Raw genomic sequence first — 14,304 nt, forward strand, 5'->3', positions numbered from 1 at the left:
CATTTCCTTAACGTTGGCATGGGATACTGATTGCCGTTCCTGATTGCCACTTTTGACTGTCGTGAGCGGCGGTCGATCCTTTGCCCACCATGAGCAATTCCAGCCAAACCCAAACCTGGAGTCAACGTTTTGAAAGCGCGTTGCATCCGGCGATCGCCCGTTTTAATGCCAGTATCGGGTTTGATATTGAACTAATTGAATATGACTTAACCGGTTCCCAGGCCCATGCCCGGATGTTGGGTCACCAGGGGATTATTGCCCCCGAGGAAGCCGAGCAGATTGTGGCGGGTTTAGAGCAAATTCGCCAGGAGTATCGTGCCGGTCAGTTCAACCCGGGTGTGGAAGCGGAGGATGTCCACTTTGCGGTGGAGCGGCGGCTCACGGAACTGATTGGCGATGCGGGCAAAAAGTTGCACACGGCTCGATCGCGCAATGATCAGGTGGGAACCGATACGCGCCTGTATTTGCGAAACCAAATTGACCAAATTCGCCAGCAATTGTTGGACTTTCAAGGGGCCCTGCTGACTTTGGCGGAAACCTATGTGGAAACGCCGATTCCGGGCTATACCCATCTGCAACGGGCCCAACCGGTGAGCCTCGCCCATCACCTGCTGGCCTATGTGGAAATGACGGCTCGCGACTGGGAACGGTTGGGCGAAATTCGCCGCCGCACCAATCTTTGCCCCTTGGGAAGCGGGGCCCTGGCGGGCACAACGTTCCCGATCGACCGCCACTACACAGCCCAACTGCTGGGGTTCGATCGCCCCTACGCCAACAGCCTTGATGGGGTGAGCGATCGGGACTTTGCCGTGGAGTTTCTCTGCGCCGCCAGCCTGATCATGGTTCACCTGTCGCGCCTCTCCGAGGAAGTGATCCTCTGGTGTTCTGAGGAATTTGGGTTTGTGAAACTAGGCGACACCTGCTCCACCGGTTCCAGCATCATGCCCCAAAAGAAAAACCCTGACGTGCCGGAGTTGGTGCGCGGCAAAACCGGGCGCGTGTTCGGCCATCTCCAGGCCCTGTTGGTGCTGATGAAGGGCTTGCCCCTGGCCTACAACAAAGACCTGCAAGAGGATAAAGAAGCGCTCTTTGACACGGTGAAGACGGTTCAAGGTTGTTTGGAAGCCATGACCATTCTGTTCTCCGAAGGATTGAGCTTCCGCACGGCTCGGCTGGAAGCGGCCGTCAGCGAAGATTTCTCGAATGCGACGGACGTGGCCGATTACTTGGCCGCAAAGGGTGTGCCCTTCCGGGAAGCTTACAACCTGGTGGGCAAGGTGGTGCGCACCTGTTTGGAGGCGGGCAAGCTGCTGAAGGATCTGACCCTCGAAGAATGGCAGGCGCTGCACCCGGCGTTTGAGGCTGATATCTATGGGGCGATCGCGCCTCAGCAGGTGATTGCCGCCCGCAATAGCTTTGGGGGAACGGGGTTTGCGCAGGTGCGAGAGGCTCTGGCTGCCGCGCGCGATCGACATCAGACCGCGATCGCTGCTCAACAGGGTTAATCAAGGGTTGATCAAGGGTTCATCAAGGGCTAGGGCAGGTATTTCTGCACCACAGTCCAACCGGTTCCCAATACCCACAGCAAGGCCAAGCACAAAACCAAATTGGTGCGCCAATGGAGCGATCGGGCCCAAGGGCGCTCGATCGCAATCCGACTTGCGCTCCAGGCCGACAAGCCCACCAAGCCCACCACAGTCAACCCCGCCAGCAGGTGGGGCGAGTGGCCCAAGCGGCCAAAATGCCCCAGCGTGCCGACAATTCCCACCCCCAGCAACAGCAACACCAACGCCACCAACCCGATGCCCAGGGTGATGTGCAGCGGCCGCAGCCAGCTTGGAAGGGTCGTCGCCATAGCTAAAGCGCGATCGCTAGACCGTAAGCGATCGCGCCTCAACACCACTCCCGTCACACCCAGCAAACTATAGGCCGTCAGCGTTAGGCCCATTGACCATGCGGCAATTCGCCACAGCCACAAAAAATCCGGCAGGTTCAAATCAATTCGCTCAAGTTGCTCAAAACTGAAGTGACAAGATGAAATAGAGCACCCGATGAATTAACAACCAGTTAACAAAATGTCACAGCATTTCTTAACCATCGGAGATCCATAACAGCGCTTCCATCGAGCCTAACATCTATGCTGCCTGTCTCGCGCTGCTCATCTAGTGCCATTACCTCAGAATTCAGCACCACCTTCAGCGTCGTATCCATCACACCAAGCCCGACCGAGCTGTCCCCCCTGACCGCCTCATTACTCCTCTGGGCGGTCTTTGGACAAGCAACTAATGGGTCACTAGGCCCCAACCGAAACAGCCGGCTCCGGATCCGAACAGGTTTCGGTTTCCCGATTAACGGTTTCATTCGCACGATCGGGCGAATCAATTAAACTCTCCATTTCTTCCTCAAAAGATAGCTCTGAACAGGGAATTCGATCAGAAAGAATTGAGCTGGCCATCATGCCCGTGTGAATTTCCAGTTGTGCTTCTGGCAGCGCTTCAAAAACCAAGCGCTGTCCCGGGAAAACCACCCGTTCAAAATACCAATTCGCGATGTTCGTGATCCGAGCAACCTGAATCTTGCTCGTGGCATTGACGTAGCAGCAAAGGAGCTTTTGCCGATCGTCATTGGGAATGGGATCGATAATTTGTGCCATGGTTGCAGGGATAGGAGCCAAGGGTAGATCAAGGGAATAGAACGATTTTGCTACGCTAACACCCCCTTTGCCGACAAGCTGTAAACCCGATTACCAACGAGGAGCTTTTCAATTTTTAAATCTTTAAGAAAATCTAACGATTATCAGTCTTGCAATCAGGACTCTATCAATACCCTACTAAGATCCAATTAAGGATCAACCAAATCTCAACTCAAACTAATCTCAACTGAGCTAAAATGAGTGTCTCAATTGCGATCTCCCACAAGCCAAGTTTTATTAGTCACGGGCTTTAAAAAGGGCCTAATTTCCTGAAAAAATTCGAATAAAATCTCCTAAAATTTCTCTCAAACTTCCTTCAAACTTCCTTCAAACTTTTTTTGATTGCTTGCGAAGCTCTCTGGAAATAATTTGCAGAGAACTTGCAAATTATTTGCAAGTTCTCTGTAGGTTTTATCCACCTGATCAGACCTTGTAGACTGGTTCAATTGCCAGTTAATGCGTTCTTTCATGCTAGCTCAAGGCTCTCGGAATCGTGGGAGCTTGACGATTAAAGGTTCGGAATCGTCACCATTTGCTAACGGACAAGGGCCACCCGCTACGATCTGGCGGTCTCATGGAAGACTCGTGCGGGCCCAATTTTTGAAGAAAATTAGCCTGAAATGGTGGCTCGGGTGAAATCGGGCCAGGGTCTGGTGTTATCGTTAACTTATATGAACAAGCCTTAATGATCCGTTGCGACAGTTAGGGAAGTGGATGATGGCCGATCGCATTTTGTACGTCCGACTGCCCTGTAACCCCATCTTCCCGATCGGGGTGGTTTATCTCGCTGACCACGTACACAAGCAGTTTCCCGCGATCGAGCAGCGGCTCTTTGACCTGGGAACCGTGCCACCCTTGGACTTTAAAGCGGCCCTTGATGCGGAAATCGATGCCTTCCGACCCACCCTGCTGGTTTTTTCCTGGCGCGACATTCAGATCTATGCACCCGTGGGCGGCCGCGGTGGCAATCCGCTGCAAAATGCCTTCGAGTTTTATTACGCCAAAAACCCCTTGATCAAGCTTCGGGGAGCCTTGGGTGGTTTGCGGGTCACCAGCGCTTACTATGCGGAACTCTGGCGCAATCAGGGCCTCATTCGGCGGGGACTGCGCCGGGCCCGACGCTACAATTCCAGCGCCCGGGCGGTGGTGGGCGGCGGGGCCGTCAGTGTGTTTTATGAACAGTTGCAGCGATCGCTTCCCAAGGGCACGATCGTCTCCGTTGGGGAAGGGGAAACCCTGCTGGAAAAACTGCTGCGAGGCGAGTCCTTAGACCAAGAACGCTGTTACATTGCCGGGGAAACGAAGCCCCGTGCGGGCCTAGTGCATGAGCCACCCGCACCCTTGGAAAAAACCGCCTGTAACTACGCCTACATTCAAACAATCTGGCCAGCCTTTAGCTACTATTTCCGCGATCGGGACTTTTATATCGGTGTGCAAACCAAGCGCGGTTGCCCCCATAACTGCTGCTATTGCGTCTATACCGTCATTGAGGGTAAGCAAGTTCGGATTAATCCGGCCGTTGAAGTGGTTGCAGAAATGCAGCAGCTTTATCAATTGGGTGTTCGTAACTTTTGGTTCACCGATGCCCAATTTATCCCGGCTCGACGCTTCATTGAAGATGCCAAGGAATTGCTCAGAAATGTCCTGGCGGCTGGCATGACGGATATTCATTGGGCTGCCTATATTCGCGCCGATAACCTCGATCCAGAACTCTGTGATCTGATGGTGAAAACGGGCATGAACTACTTTGAAATTGGGATTACTAGCGGATCCCAAGAACTGGTGCGCAAAATGCGAATGGGCTATAACTTGCGCACGGTTCTGCAAAATTGTCGTGACCTAAAAGCGGCTGGTTTTGAGGATGTGGTTTCGGTTAATTACTCCTTCAATGTGATTGATGAAACCTATGAAACCATTCGCCAAACCATCGCCTATCATCGGGCCCTGGAGGAAATTTTTGGGGCTGACAAAGTGGAGCCAGCGATTTTCTTCATTGGTTTGCAACCCCATACTCACTTGGAAGAATATGCCCTCAAGAAGGAAATTCTGAAACCCGGTTATGACCCCATGAGCCTGATGCCTTGGACGGCGCGGAAGCTGCTCTGGAATCCGGAACCGTTGGGGTCGTTTTTTGGGGAAGTGTGTCTGGAAGCTTGGCGCAGCAATAGCAATGATTTCGGCCGAGAAGTGATGCGAATTTTGGAGCGCCGGTTGGGCCGCAGCTCTTTGGAGGCAGCCCTTTCGGCCCCGATCGCCCCAAAAACCCAGAGCCGCGAGCTGATCAAAACGCCCTAGGAGCGTGGCTGCCTCAATTCGTTGGGCTAAATTACATGGCTGTTACCGTCACCTGATCGTTAAGCAGCAAGATGCTCAAGCCCCTTGTTACCACGACTGGCTTCGCAACTTTGACCTAATGTATTAAGCCTGTCATGCCACTAGGGATGTCTGAGCGGTTGCTTTTCCACTTCACCCCCCCGAGCCATGGAGCCTTCAACCCCCGAGCCGATCGCCCTGCGTCCTTTGGCCCCCTATGAGGATCGGTTGCTGTCGGCGTTGGCTTTTTTCCGAACCCAACGCAGCCGCAACAATCAAGCTCATCACTGCTTGTCGATGTATTTGCGACAGTCGGAAGGGCGAATTATGGCCGAAGTGGGGTTCTATGCCCGGGCGATCGGTCAAGATCCTGGGGCCTTGCTGGAACTGATTTACACCAATCCCGATCGGGCAGAATCCCTGATTGCGGAGTGGTCTGGGTCTCAAATTTCTCAGGTTTTTGAGCCTGAGTTGCCAACCCAATCGGAACCAGAAATCGGATCACCGGAAATCGGGCGATCGGGAAGAGAACCCGAGACTGAACCATAATCGCACCATTGCGATCACTGTTGAGGCGGCTAAGAAGGCGATCAAGATTGACCGCGATCGCCCATGAACAGGATTAAGCCGTGCTTCAGTTCAATCGGCCGCAGGCTGAGGCTTCTCAGGCGATCGCTCCGGGCTTCCCTTGGGGGTCACCGCCGAATCAAAAGAATCGTTGGTGAAGTAAACATGGCCCAACGGGCGGCCTTGATAGGAGCGTTTGGTAAATCGCCATCCGGGAAAAAGTTGCAGCTTCAAAAATCCAGAAGTAAATCCTCGGGTGCTGGCAATGTCCATTACCGGGCCGCCATTCGCACCGAAAGGTACCCCTTGCAACACCACTGAATTAAATCGACGACTGAGACGGAGGGAATATTGCAGCCCTAAATCACGTTTGGCCACTCGCACAGAGAAACCATTGCTATCAATGCTGCGTCCACAAATGCCCGTGAAATTGAAGTTAACCAGCAATGGATCGACCACTACAGGGTAGCTGCCGCTTTCGGCCCAGCAAAGCCGCTGATTAGATACTTGCTCCAAAACCAAGAGCTTAAAAGAATCCGTGCCGAGGGGCTGCGCAATCGCAATAAAGCGTGATTGATCAACTTCCTGTTGATCAAACGTGGTGGATTTAGGCGCTGTTGGGGTGGGCATTGCGGCCCATGATCCCAGTGATCCCATTGTTCCCAAGCCAAAACCCAAAGCCAATGAGAGGATCCCTAGCCCAGGGTTGCTAAGGGAGTAGTTCCGAGAATTTGGAGCCATAGGATTGTCCTTGGATTGACCAATCATCAACGACCAGTGCAAACAGTCATCAAGCAGAGTAGGGTTAGCCGGAATGCTCAGTGGGCGATCGGGAAAAGTGCAAACAAACGCTTAGAGATGGTCTTGGAGAATGCTGAAGAAGCTGGTTGCGATTGGGTTAGTTCCGAGGGATGGCGATCAGTGGCTAAATAATGGCTAAATGAGGAGTGGCTCAGCGGGCGATCGAGAGATTACATCAAGAGATTACAGAGAAGGATAGGGACTATTTAAAAAGTTCCTATCCTCACTGTAATGTCCATCAAAAAGTAATGCCCATCAAAAATCAAGTCGTAACAATCAAGCAGCAAAAATCAAGCAGCAGAATCAAGCATGAGGCATCAAGAATCAAGCAATCACAAAGCTTGAATGAAGCACTCAATTCAGACCTGATTTAGGCAGCCAGGGCCTGCTCGATCGCGCCGATCAATTCAGCCGAATCCGGGGCAATGCGGCTGGGGAAACGACCCAGAATTTCGCCATTTTTACCAATCAGAAACTTTTCAAAGTTCCAGGCCACATCCCCAGTCGGCTCGGCTCCCGAGGTCAGGCGGGCGTAGAGCGGGTGTTGCTCGGCTCCCTTAGCATGTACCTTGTCAAACAGCTCAAAAGTCACGCTGTAGCGCGTTGAGCAGAAGGTCTTAATTTGGTCGTTGGTTCCGGGTTCTTGGGAACCAAAATCGTTGCAAGGAAAGGCCAAAATCCGCAGACCTTGGGCACTATATTTTTCATGCAAGGCCTGAAGTCCTTGATATTGCGGCGTGTAGCCACAATAGGAAGCCACGTTCACAATCAAAAGCACTTGCCCTTGATAGCTGCTGAGGGCACGGTCTTCGCCGTCAATGGTTTTGACTGAGAGATCGGTGATGGTTGCCATGATGAGTGTGCTTGTCGTGTCGCCGGTGATGGTTGTCTAGGATAGCGGTTTGGGATGGAAATGATCCCGGGGGTGACCCTTCGGGGGGCTAGCCCAACCCTTGCACAATTTTGAGCGCTTCGGTCACGTGGCCCTTGGCATTCAACAGATCGTTGAACTGGTGGCGCACAATGCCCGCTTTGTCGATAACGTAGGTAACCCGGCCCGGAACCACAAACAGCGTGTTCGGGACACCGTAGGCCTTGCGCAGGGCCCCATCGCGATCGCTCACGAGGGTGAAGGGCAAGCTATATTTTTCCGCGAACGTTTTGTGGGAATCCACGGAGTCGCTGCTCACGCCGATCACTGCTGCACCGGCCCCTTGAAAGGCTTCGTAGCTATCGCGGAAGGCACAGGCTTCGATCGTGCAACCGGGCGTGTCGTCCTTGGGGTAAAAGTAGAGCACGACGGGTTGCTTACCCGCAAACTGGCTCAGGGTGATGGTTTCACCCGTTTGGGTTGGCAGGGAAAAATCCGGCGCGCGATCGCCCACTTGAATAGCCATAGGAACCTAAGGAAATCATTGCGATTTGTGAACCATGGCTAATGCTACCGCAGGGCCCATGGCGGCTGACCGATCGGCCCAAGGAAGCAGCAGGCGGCGGGGCAATTTTCAGGATTGCCTAAGGGAGGCCGTCCCCTTCTTCAAAGTCAGGCTGACTGGGGCGATCGGGCTGCCACCGCACCGGCCGCTGATTGAGGGGCACGCGGCCCGTTTCCGCTTCAACGGTGGCCCGATTGTGCGCGGGGTCAAAATTTTGGGTCATTTCCGATCGCAGGGTTTGCACTCGGGTTTCCACCAGGCGCACTTCCGCTTGCAGTTGCCGTAACTCTGCCCGACGGGTGGCATAGAGCGGGATCCACTGCACCAGCGCCGCGATCGCAATGAGCGCCAACACACTGTTAACCGACAGCTTGAACAGGCTTTCCAGGGCGATCGATCGATAGGACGCAGACTTCGGTAGTTGCTTGGAACGCAACCTGGGTCGGCGTTGTACCGGTGGATCAGGACGATGCTGGGGCTGGAAAGCGTTCATCAAAACCAGTGAGTGAGCGCAGTTAAGCAGAAATGGATAGTTGAGCTAGTGGGCTGCACCCTGATACACGATGTGATCCCCCAGCATGGTCTGGGTTTCAGGAAACCCAAATCCCCCAAGGTTCTAGCAATTTGCTTGTGATTCGGCAATGTGCTAGGGGCAGTAGGGAGGATTACCCCTCTCCGTAAAACTGGTGCAATGGGGGTGACTTTTTTAACGATGGCAGAACCGAAATTCGTGACTCTAAAAATCAGAGAAAATTAGTGGCAATCGATCGTTGGCAATCGATCGTTGAGTCTGGCGACTGCCCATAGTTAGTTCATCCAGAATGGAGTATGAGATCCGGATGAATTCATGACGACTCATAAATCAATGAATTGACTAACCAAACAGATCGACTCAACCAATCAACCAGGCAGACTATTAATCAATTCATTGATTGTCCCTGAATTGAATCACCCTTGAATTGCTCATGGTTTTCCTTGAAAGTAAGCAAGCCTACCGCAAGCCAACCCATCTTGAAACCCATGTAAGCCTATCTTGAAATCTTTAACCAGAGGCGATTGATCGGTTGAGCGCGACATTTTTAGCAACATTTTTGCATCAATGTCTCTAAATATCTCTAGACGATTGTTGGATCCTGTTGAGATTTCTAGCTCTTTTGAATTGATGCAATTGCAGCGCAATCAAAACCAATGAAGGTCTTTGCTTCTTAAGCTTTTGAAGATGCTATCAATCCTATGGAAGGACTTGATAGAGATGACATTTGGCGCTTGAGAAATCTTTTGGGGATTTCTGAAGAAGACTTTGGGAGCTAATTGAAGAATGATTCAGAGGATTCAGATTTTTGGTTTGGGCATGGTTAATCATGATCAGCAGCAACGACAGTGTTAATTCAGAAAATTTCACTCAAGTTTATATGGGTGATTTTCCTGAACAAACACCGTGAAATCAAAAGACTTTGACGGTGTAACTAATCCTAAGCTGACAGTTTTAAGGCAATCGGCTGTGGGTTGAGACCTTGGGCCAGAGCCTTCAGGATGTTACCGCTAAAATGCCCAAACACGGCATGAAGAGAGCACCCAAAGGGGTTAAGTCTTGGTTAATGGCGGATTGTCCGCAACCACCCCGCCTAGTCCTAGCACGCGATCGCTCGTGAAGCAAGGCGATCGGGCTGAATAATGAGTGGTTCCGTGTTGGGCGGGGTTAGTGGGGTATTATTCGGTACTCGCGCAGCCGCCGATTTGTCAGCAATTTCTTGTTGATTTACTGCCGATTCGCAGTCGCCTAATCAGCGGTTGCTTCGTGTCCTTGCAGGGATGAGCCTGATTCGTGATCATCCCGCGATCGGGTCGAGTACCGTAAAGCGCCATCAAGCGCCATCAAGCGCCATCAAGCGCCATAAATTAGCCCGGTGTATCCTAAAAAACGTGCAGGAATGCTCCTGGGAAACCGCTGCCCGATCGCCCTGGGCCAATCCGGCCGACTTCCAGCCAATGGAGCGAGCAGCCTTTGGTAGACTGGACAGCATCCATCAACCCCAGCCATCAACTCGACGGCTTGGGTCTCAGCTCCCTGCCCTAGCGCGGGGTCAACCAACACTTCGAAAGACACCTAGAGGCATCATTCCATGCAAGTTAATGATCTCGGCTTCATTGCCAGCATTCTGTTTGTGGCAATTCCTGCTGCCTTTTTGCTGATTCTTTACATCCAAACCGCCAGCCGCGAAAACAGCAAGGGTTAATTGGCCAAAGCTCGCTTGGGGCTAATCAACAGTTGAGTCGTGATCGTTTTCAATTCGCCAGTTCTGATCTGTTGCGATCGGGGGTGGCACTGAAGCGGTGAGCAAGGAAAGTTTTTTAAAATCCGTTTGGGAGAGGGTCTGGTGCTGCCGGGCCCTTTCTTTATGGAGGTTGTTGGGTTGGTTGAGTGGAGTGGCCGATCGGGATTGCCTGGGGTTGCTGGTTGAGGGCCGATCGCCTGGTTGCGGAGCGATTGGCGATGGTTGTTTGCGCGCGATCGGTGGGTGGGAAGGATGGGATGGGGATGATGCCATGCTCGATCGAGCAAATCTGATCGATCAAATCCGATCGATCAAATCCGTAAGCAAAAGCTGACTTATTGGCGCTGTTCGATCGCAAGTTCCCACTCCGGCTCTACACTAATGGTCTCTCGGATGGTCTCTCGCGTGGATCCAACTTGTTCACGACGTAGCGATGACAGAGGCGACAAGGCAATGGCAACCGGGCGATCGCGTTCCCCAGCCGATCGCCCGGCTATGAACCGTGACTGATGAGCCGCGACCGGTCGGCAACCCGGCCAACTGAGTAACCACCCCTTTTTTGTAGCGAATCAATCCGGCTGATGGATAACAAATTGATGCTGATGATTCCGGGGCCCACCCCGGTTCCGGAACCCGTGCTGCTGGCCCAAGCCAAACACCCGATCGGTCACCGGAGCGGCGACTTTGGCAAGATTATGGCCGAAGTGACCGAAAACCTGAAATGGCTGCACCAAACCCAAAATGATGTGCTGATCTTGGCTTCGAGCGGCACGGGGGCCATGGAAGCCGGCATCATCAACTTCCTGAGCGCGGGTGATCGCGTGTTGGTGGGCACGAACGGTAAGTTTGGCGAACGCTGGGCCGAAGTGGCCGAGGCCTATGGGCTAACGGTGGAAACCATTACGGTGGATTGGGGCAAACCTTTGGATCCCCAAGCCTTTGCCGATCGCCTGAGTGCCGACAGCGATAAGAGCATCAAGGCGGTGATTGTCACCCACAGCGAAACCTCCACGGGGGTGATCAACGACCTGCAAACTATCAATGGCCATGTGAAGGCTCATGGTGCGCTGATGATGGTGGATGCGGTCACCAGCTTGGGTGCAACCAGCGTCCCGATCGATGAGTGGGGCTTGGACGTGGTGGCTTCCGGTTCCCAAAAGGGCTACATGATTCCGCCCGGTTTGGGCTTTGTGGCCGTTAGTCCCAAGGCTTGGGAAGCTTACAAAACCGCAACCCTGCCTAAGTACTACTTGGATTTGGGCAAGTATCGCAAGGATGCCGCCAAAAACAGCACGCCCTTCACGCCCCCTGTGAACCTGTTCTACGCGCTGCAAGAGGCCTTGCGGTTGATGAAAAAAGAAGGGCTGGACAACATTTTTGCGCGTCATGCTCGGTTGCGGGCCGCGACCCGGGCGGCCGTGGTGGCCCTGAATCTGCCCCTGTATGCGCCGGATGATTGCGCCAGCCCGGCGATCACGGCGGTGATGCCCCAGTCCGTGGATGCGGAACAGGTGCGATCGGTGATGCGCAAGAAGTATGACATCGCCTTGGCCGGTGGTCAGGATGCGCTGAAGGGCAAGATCTTCCGTATTGGTCACTTGGGCTTTGTGAGCGATCGGGACGTGCTAACGGCGATCGCCGCTCTGGAAGCCACTTTGATTGAGTTGGGAGCTGAGGTGACCTCCGGCGCTGGGGTGGCGGCAGCGGCCAAGCATCTGATCGGCTAATTCCAGCGGGTTAGTGCAATTCTGGATCGGGGTGTACGGCCGTACACCCCTACAGGATTCATGCCCCCAACAGGAGAACCCATAAAACAAATTTCTAGAATCAGTGGGATGGGTATTGCCTATCACCCTCTGCCAAAGCGGTATCCATTTCCCCAGCCATGATGACCCTCTCCCAAGGGGTGATCCGGTTTGTTGGGCGATGGGATACCCCTGGCAACTTGTTCAACTTTTAATCTTGTCAACTTTTAAGCTTTTAAGCCGTTCAACTAAGCCGTTCAACTAAGCCGTTCAACTAAGCCGTTCAACTAAGCCGTTCAACTAAGCTGTTCAACCAATTTTAGGGTTTTTAACTAAACAAGAATATGACGACTTCAGGGGTGAGAAAGCGGCGATCGCACAATTGGCATCGGCGGTTGGGGATGTTGTTGGCTGCCTGTGCCACAACGATCACAACGTTGCCCCCGGTTTCTCGGGCTTTGGCCCAAGAGCCGGGCCAAACGACTCAGACGATCGAACCGCTGCTGCAACCCAATGCTCCGGCTGCACCCCCGATCGCGCCAGATTCCAGCGGCCCTGACCTAAATTCCGCCCCAAATTCCACACCAAACTCCAGCGCCAATTCCAGCTTCGCGCCAACTTTCGAGCCGAACAATTGCCCCTTTACCCTGCCGCCGGAGTTTGCCCGGGAAACGGTGCGCTGCGGCATGGTGACCGTGCCCGAGCGCCACGGTAATCCCACCGGAAAAACCATTCGTCTGGGAGTGGCCATCTTAAAAAGCAAGAACGCCAACCCGCAACCGGATCCGCTGGTAATGGCCCAAGGGGGGCCGGGCGGATCGATGTTGGAGTTGTTGCCGGCTTTTTTGCCCTCGTTGGCGGGAATGCGCGATCGGGACATTATTTTGTTCGATCAACGCGGCACACGCTATTCAGAACCCTTTTTGTTTTGCCAAGAAATCTATGATTTCAAGGTGCAAAATGCGCGGTTCCCCGACTCACCGGCCCTGCGCGATCGCTATCAAGCGGCCGTGGCGGGCTGTCGCGATCGGCTCAAAAATTCCGGTGTGGATTTGGCGGCCTACAACAGCCTAGAAAGTGCAGCGGATGTGCCCTTGGTGGTGCAAGCGGCGGGGTATGGCGGCCCGTTCAATTTCTATGGGGTGTCCTACGGGACGATGTTGGCCCAGCACCTGATGCGCGATTTTCCCGATCGCCTGCGATCGGTGATTTTGGATTCCGTTGCGCCCCTGGATACCAGCTTCATTGTGCATTTACCGCGCAATACCGATCGGGCCCTGCGGCGGTTTTTCGAGGCTTGTCGGCGCGATCGCCTTTGTGGTTCCACCTACACCACCCTCGAACAGGACTTTTTGGGAGCCGTGGCCAAGCTGCGTGCGCGCCCCCAGGTGATTCAGTTGCCCAACTATGGGGAACTTCAGGATTTGTTGGAAGGTCGGCTCTCGATCGAGAATTTGGACCCAAATCGGTTGGCGGTTCCCGTGTTGTTGGATGGGGATGGGTTTATTTCTGCTGTCAGCACGGCGTTTTATTCCTCCGCCAGCATTCCCAAGTTGCCCCAAGCCCTACGGGAAACTCGCCAAAACAGCTATGCGGGAATTCTGCGCGTGTTGCCGCTGTTGCTGTTTAGCAAAAGTCAGGCCGATGGGGTTTATAACTCCGTGATGTGTTCGGAAGATGGCGGATTTACCTTGGCGGAAGTGGATGCCAGCGGTGTATATCCGGAAATTGCCCCGGCCCTGCTCCAAGCGCCTGAGGAACTGTTGCGCACCTGTCAAACCTGGCAAGTGCCGGCCCTGGCTCCTAAGGTGAATCAACCGGTGCGCAGCTCTGTGCCCTCGTTGCTGTTGTCTGGGGAGTTGGATCAGGTCACGCCGCCGGAGTTTGCGGAACGGGTGGCCCGGGGGTTGGATCGCCACTATCGCTACGTGCTGCCGGGCCTGAGTCACGCGGTGTTCGGGAGTTCCGATTGCGTGAGCCAAATTATGGGAGGCTTTTTGCAAGCGCCCGATCGCGCCCCCAATGCGGCCTGTGTGTCGCAAATGCGGACGCAATTTGAAGTGCCCAAGGCCCTGCGGTTCACGCCGGCCACGGCCAACAATCTCGGGATCAGTATGGTAATTCCAGCGGGTTGGCGCTTGAGTATGCAAGGACTGGCTCCGGTTTGGAGTGAGGTGGATGGCAGCGGGTTTGCGACGGGGCGGGTGTTGGCGGTGTCGGTGGCCCAACAGTCCACGGCGGAAGTGTTGCGATCGCTCCCTTACCCCACCCGATCGCTCGGAGAACGACGCTATCGGAACCGGCGCTGGCAACTGTATACGATCGATAACCCATCCCTGGCCTCGATCGTTGCCCTGTACACGCGCCAGGGCAAAACCTACGTGGTGGCGATCGACAGCGATTCCCTTTGGCATCGGGATGCGGTGTTGGAAGGGGTGCTCAGTAATTTCCGAATTCAGTCCCGCTAGGTGGGG

General features: G+C 53.9%; 12 protein-coding genes. 6 read left to right on the forward strand and 6 right to left on the reverse strand.

Features of this window, described 5'->3' with window-relative positions; all coding sequences use genetic code 11:
* Positions 1-89 precede the first annotated feature (89 nt).
* Positions 90-1,505 carry an argininosuccinate lyase gene (gene argH, locus VPK24_RS13095; RefSeq protein ID WP_393013977.1) on the forward strand — a complete coding sequence of 472 codons (1,416 nt, stop codon included), beginning with the start codon at positions 90-92 and terminating at the stop codon, positions 1,503-1,505.
* A gap of 29 nt (positions 1,506-1,534) precedes the next feature.
* Here the strand turns inward: argH and VPK24_RS13100 are convergent, their stop codons facing one another.
* Positions 1,535-1,996 (reverse strand): DUF4079 domain-containing protein, encoded by a 462-nt coding sequence (locus tag VPK24_RS13100; RefSeq protein WP_393013979.1) that lies wholly within the window; start codon positions 1,994-1,996, stop codon positions 1,535-1,537.
* A gap of 297 nt (positions 1,997-2,293) precedes the next feature.
* Positions 2,294-2,653 (reverse strand): DUF1830 domain-containing protein, encoded by a 360-nt coding sequence (locus VPK24_RS13105; RefSeq protein WP_393013981.1) that lies wholly within the window; start codon positions 2,651-2,653, stop codon positions 2,294-2,296.
* 756 nt (positions 2,654-3,409) lie between these two features.
* On the opposite strand from VPK24_RS13105, the gene VPK24_RS13110 reads away from it, so the two are divergent.
* Together VPK24_RS13110 and VPK24_RS13115 are read left to right on the forward strand one after the other, a co-directional pair.
* On the forward strand, positions 3,410-4,987 hold the full coding sequence (locus VPK24_RS13110) for a photosystem II high light acclimation radical SAM protein (RefSeq protein WP_393014200.1): 1,578 nt from the start codon (positions 3,410-3,412) through the stop codon (positions 4,985-4,987).
* Between the two features lie 186 nt (positions 4,988-5,173).
* Positions 5,174-5,554 carry a hypothetical protein gene (locus VPK24_RS13115; protein WP_393013982.1) on the forward strand — a complete coding sequence of 127 codons (381 nt, stop codon included), beginning with the start codon at positions 5,174-5,176 and terminating at the stop codon, positions 5,552-5,554.
* A gap of 90 nt (positions 5,555-5,644) precedes the next feature.
* On the opposite strand, the gene VPK24_RS13120 is transcribed toward VPK24_RS13115, so the two are convergent.
* The 4 genes from VPK24_RS13120 to VPK24_RS13135 form a co-directional block, all read right to left on the reverse strand.
* Positions 5,645-6,202: a DUF3747 domain-containing protein gene (locus VPK24_RS13120; RefSeq protein WP_393013984.1), complete on the reverse strand. Its 558-nt coding sequence runs from the start codon at positions 6,200-6,202 to the stop codon at positions 5,645-5,647.
* A gap of 541 nt (positions 6,203-6,743) precedes the next feature.
* Complete coding sequence (locus tag VPK24_RS13125) at positions 6,744-7,226, reverse strand: glutathione peroxidase (protein ID WP_099532507.1); 483 nt, start codon at positions 7,224-7,226, stop codon at positions 6,744-6,746.
* Between the two features lie 88 nt (positions 7,227-7,314).
* The gene (locus tag VPK24_RS13130) at positions 7,315-7,770 is read right to left on the reverse strand and encodes a peroxiredoxin (RefSeq protein WP_393013986.1); all 456 of its coding nucleotides are present in this window, start codon (positions 7,768-7,770) and stop codon (positions 7,315-7,317) included.
* A gap of 118 nt (positions 7,771-7,888) precedes the next feature.
* Positions 7,889-8,302, reverse strand: coding sequence for a slr1601 family putative cell division protein (locus tag VPK24_RS13135; protein WP_393013987.1), 414 nt, complete (start codon positions 8,300-8,302; stop codon positions 7,889-7,891).
* 1,630 nt (positions 8,303-9,932) lie between these two features.
* Between VPK24_RS13135 and psbM the strand changes: the two genes are divergently transcribed.
* From psbM to VPK24_RS13150, 3 genes are all read left to right on the forward strand, one after another.
* On the forward strand, positions 9,933-10,046 hold the full coding sequence (gene psbM, locus VPK24_RS13140; protein ID WP_099532510.1) for a photosystem II reaction center protein PsbM: 114 nt from the start codon (positions 9,933-9,935) through the stop codon (positions 10,044-10,046).
* Positions 10,047-10,666: 620 nt separating this feature from the next.
* Positions 10,667-11,812 (forward strand): pyridoxal-phosphate-dependent aminotransferase family protein, encoded by a 1,146-nt coding sequence (locus tag VPK24_RS13145; protein WP_393013989.1) that lies wholly within the window; start codon positions 10,667-10,669, stop codon positions 11,810-11,812.
* Positions 11,813-12,174: 362 nt separating this feature from the next.
* Positions 12,175-14,298: an alpha/beta hydrolase gene (locus VPK24_RS13150; protein ID WP_393013991.1), complete on the forward strand. Its 2,124-nt coding sequence runs from the start codon at positions 12,175-12,177 to the stop codon at positions 14,296-14,298.
* Positions 14,299-14,304 lie beyond the last annotated feature (6 nt).

The organism is Limnothrix redekei LRLZ20PSL1 (genome assembly GCF_043235035.1).
Lineage (GTDB): Bacteria > Cyanobacteriota > Cyanobacteriia > CACIAM-69d > CACIAM-69d > CACIAM-69d.

Coding starts and splice junctions, on each gene's coding strand:
- VPK24_RS13135 (WP_393013987.1), bottom strand. CDS start 8,302: ATGAACGCTTTCCAGCCCCAGCATCGTCCTGATCCACCGGTACAACGC.
- VPK24_RS13115 (WP_393013982.1), top strand. CDS start 5,174: ATGGAGCCTTCAACCCCCGAGCCGATCGCCCTGCGTCCTTTGGCCCCC.
- argH (WP_393013977.1), top strand. CDS start 90: ATGAGCAATTCCAGCCAAACCCAAACCTGGAGTCAACGTTTTGAAAGC.
- psbM (WP_099532510.1), top strand. CDS start 9,933: ATGCAAGTTAATGATCTCGGCTTCATTGCCAGCATTCTGTTTGTGGCA.
- VPK24_RS13105 (WP_393013981.1), bottom strand. CDS start 2,653: ATGGCACAAATTATCGATCCCATTCCCAATGACGATCGGCAAAAGCTC.
- VPK24_RS13130 (WP_393013986.1), bottom strand. CDS start 7,770: ATGGCTATTCAAGTGGGCGATCGCGCGCCGGATTTTTCCCTGCCAACC.
- VPK24_RS13110 (WP_393014200.1), top strand. CDS start 3,410: ATGGCCGATCGCATTTTGTACGTCCGACTGCCCTGTAACCCCATCTTC.
- VPK24_RS13125 (WP_099532507.1), bottom strand. CDS start 7,226: ATGGCAACCATCACCGATCTCTCAGTCAAAACCATTGACGGCGAAGAC.
- VPK24_RS13120 (WP_393013984.1), bottom strand. CDS start 6,202: ATGCCCACCCCAACAGCGCCTAAATCCACCACGTTTGATCAACAGGAA.
- VPK24_RS13145 (WP_393013989.1), top strand. CDS start 10,667: ATGGATAACAAATTGATGCTGATGATTCCGGGGCCCACCCCGGTTCCG.
- VPK24_RS13150 (WP_393013991.1), top strand. CDS start 12,175: ATGACGACTTCAGGGGTGAGAAAGCGGCGATCGCACAATTGGCATCGG.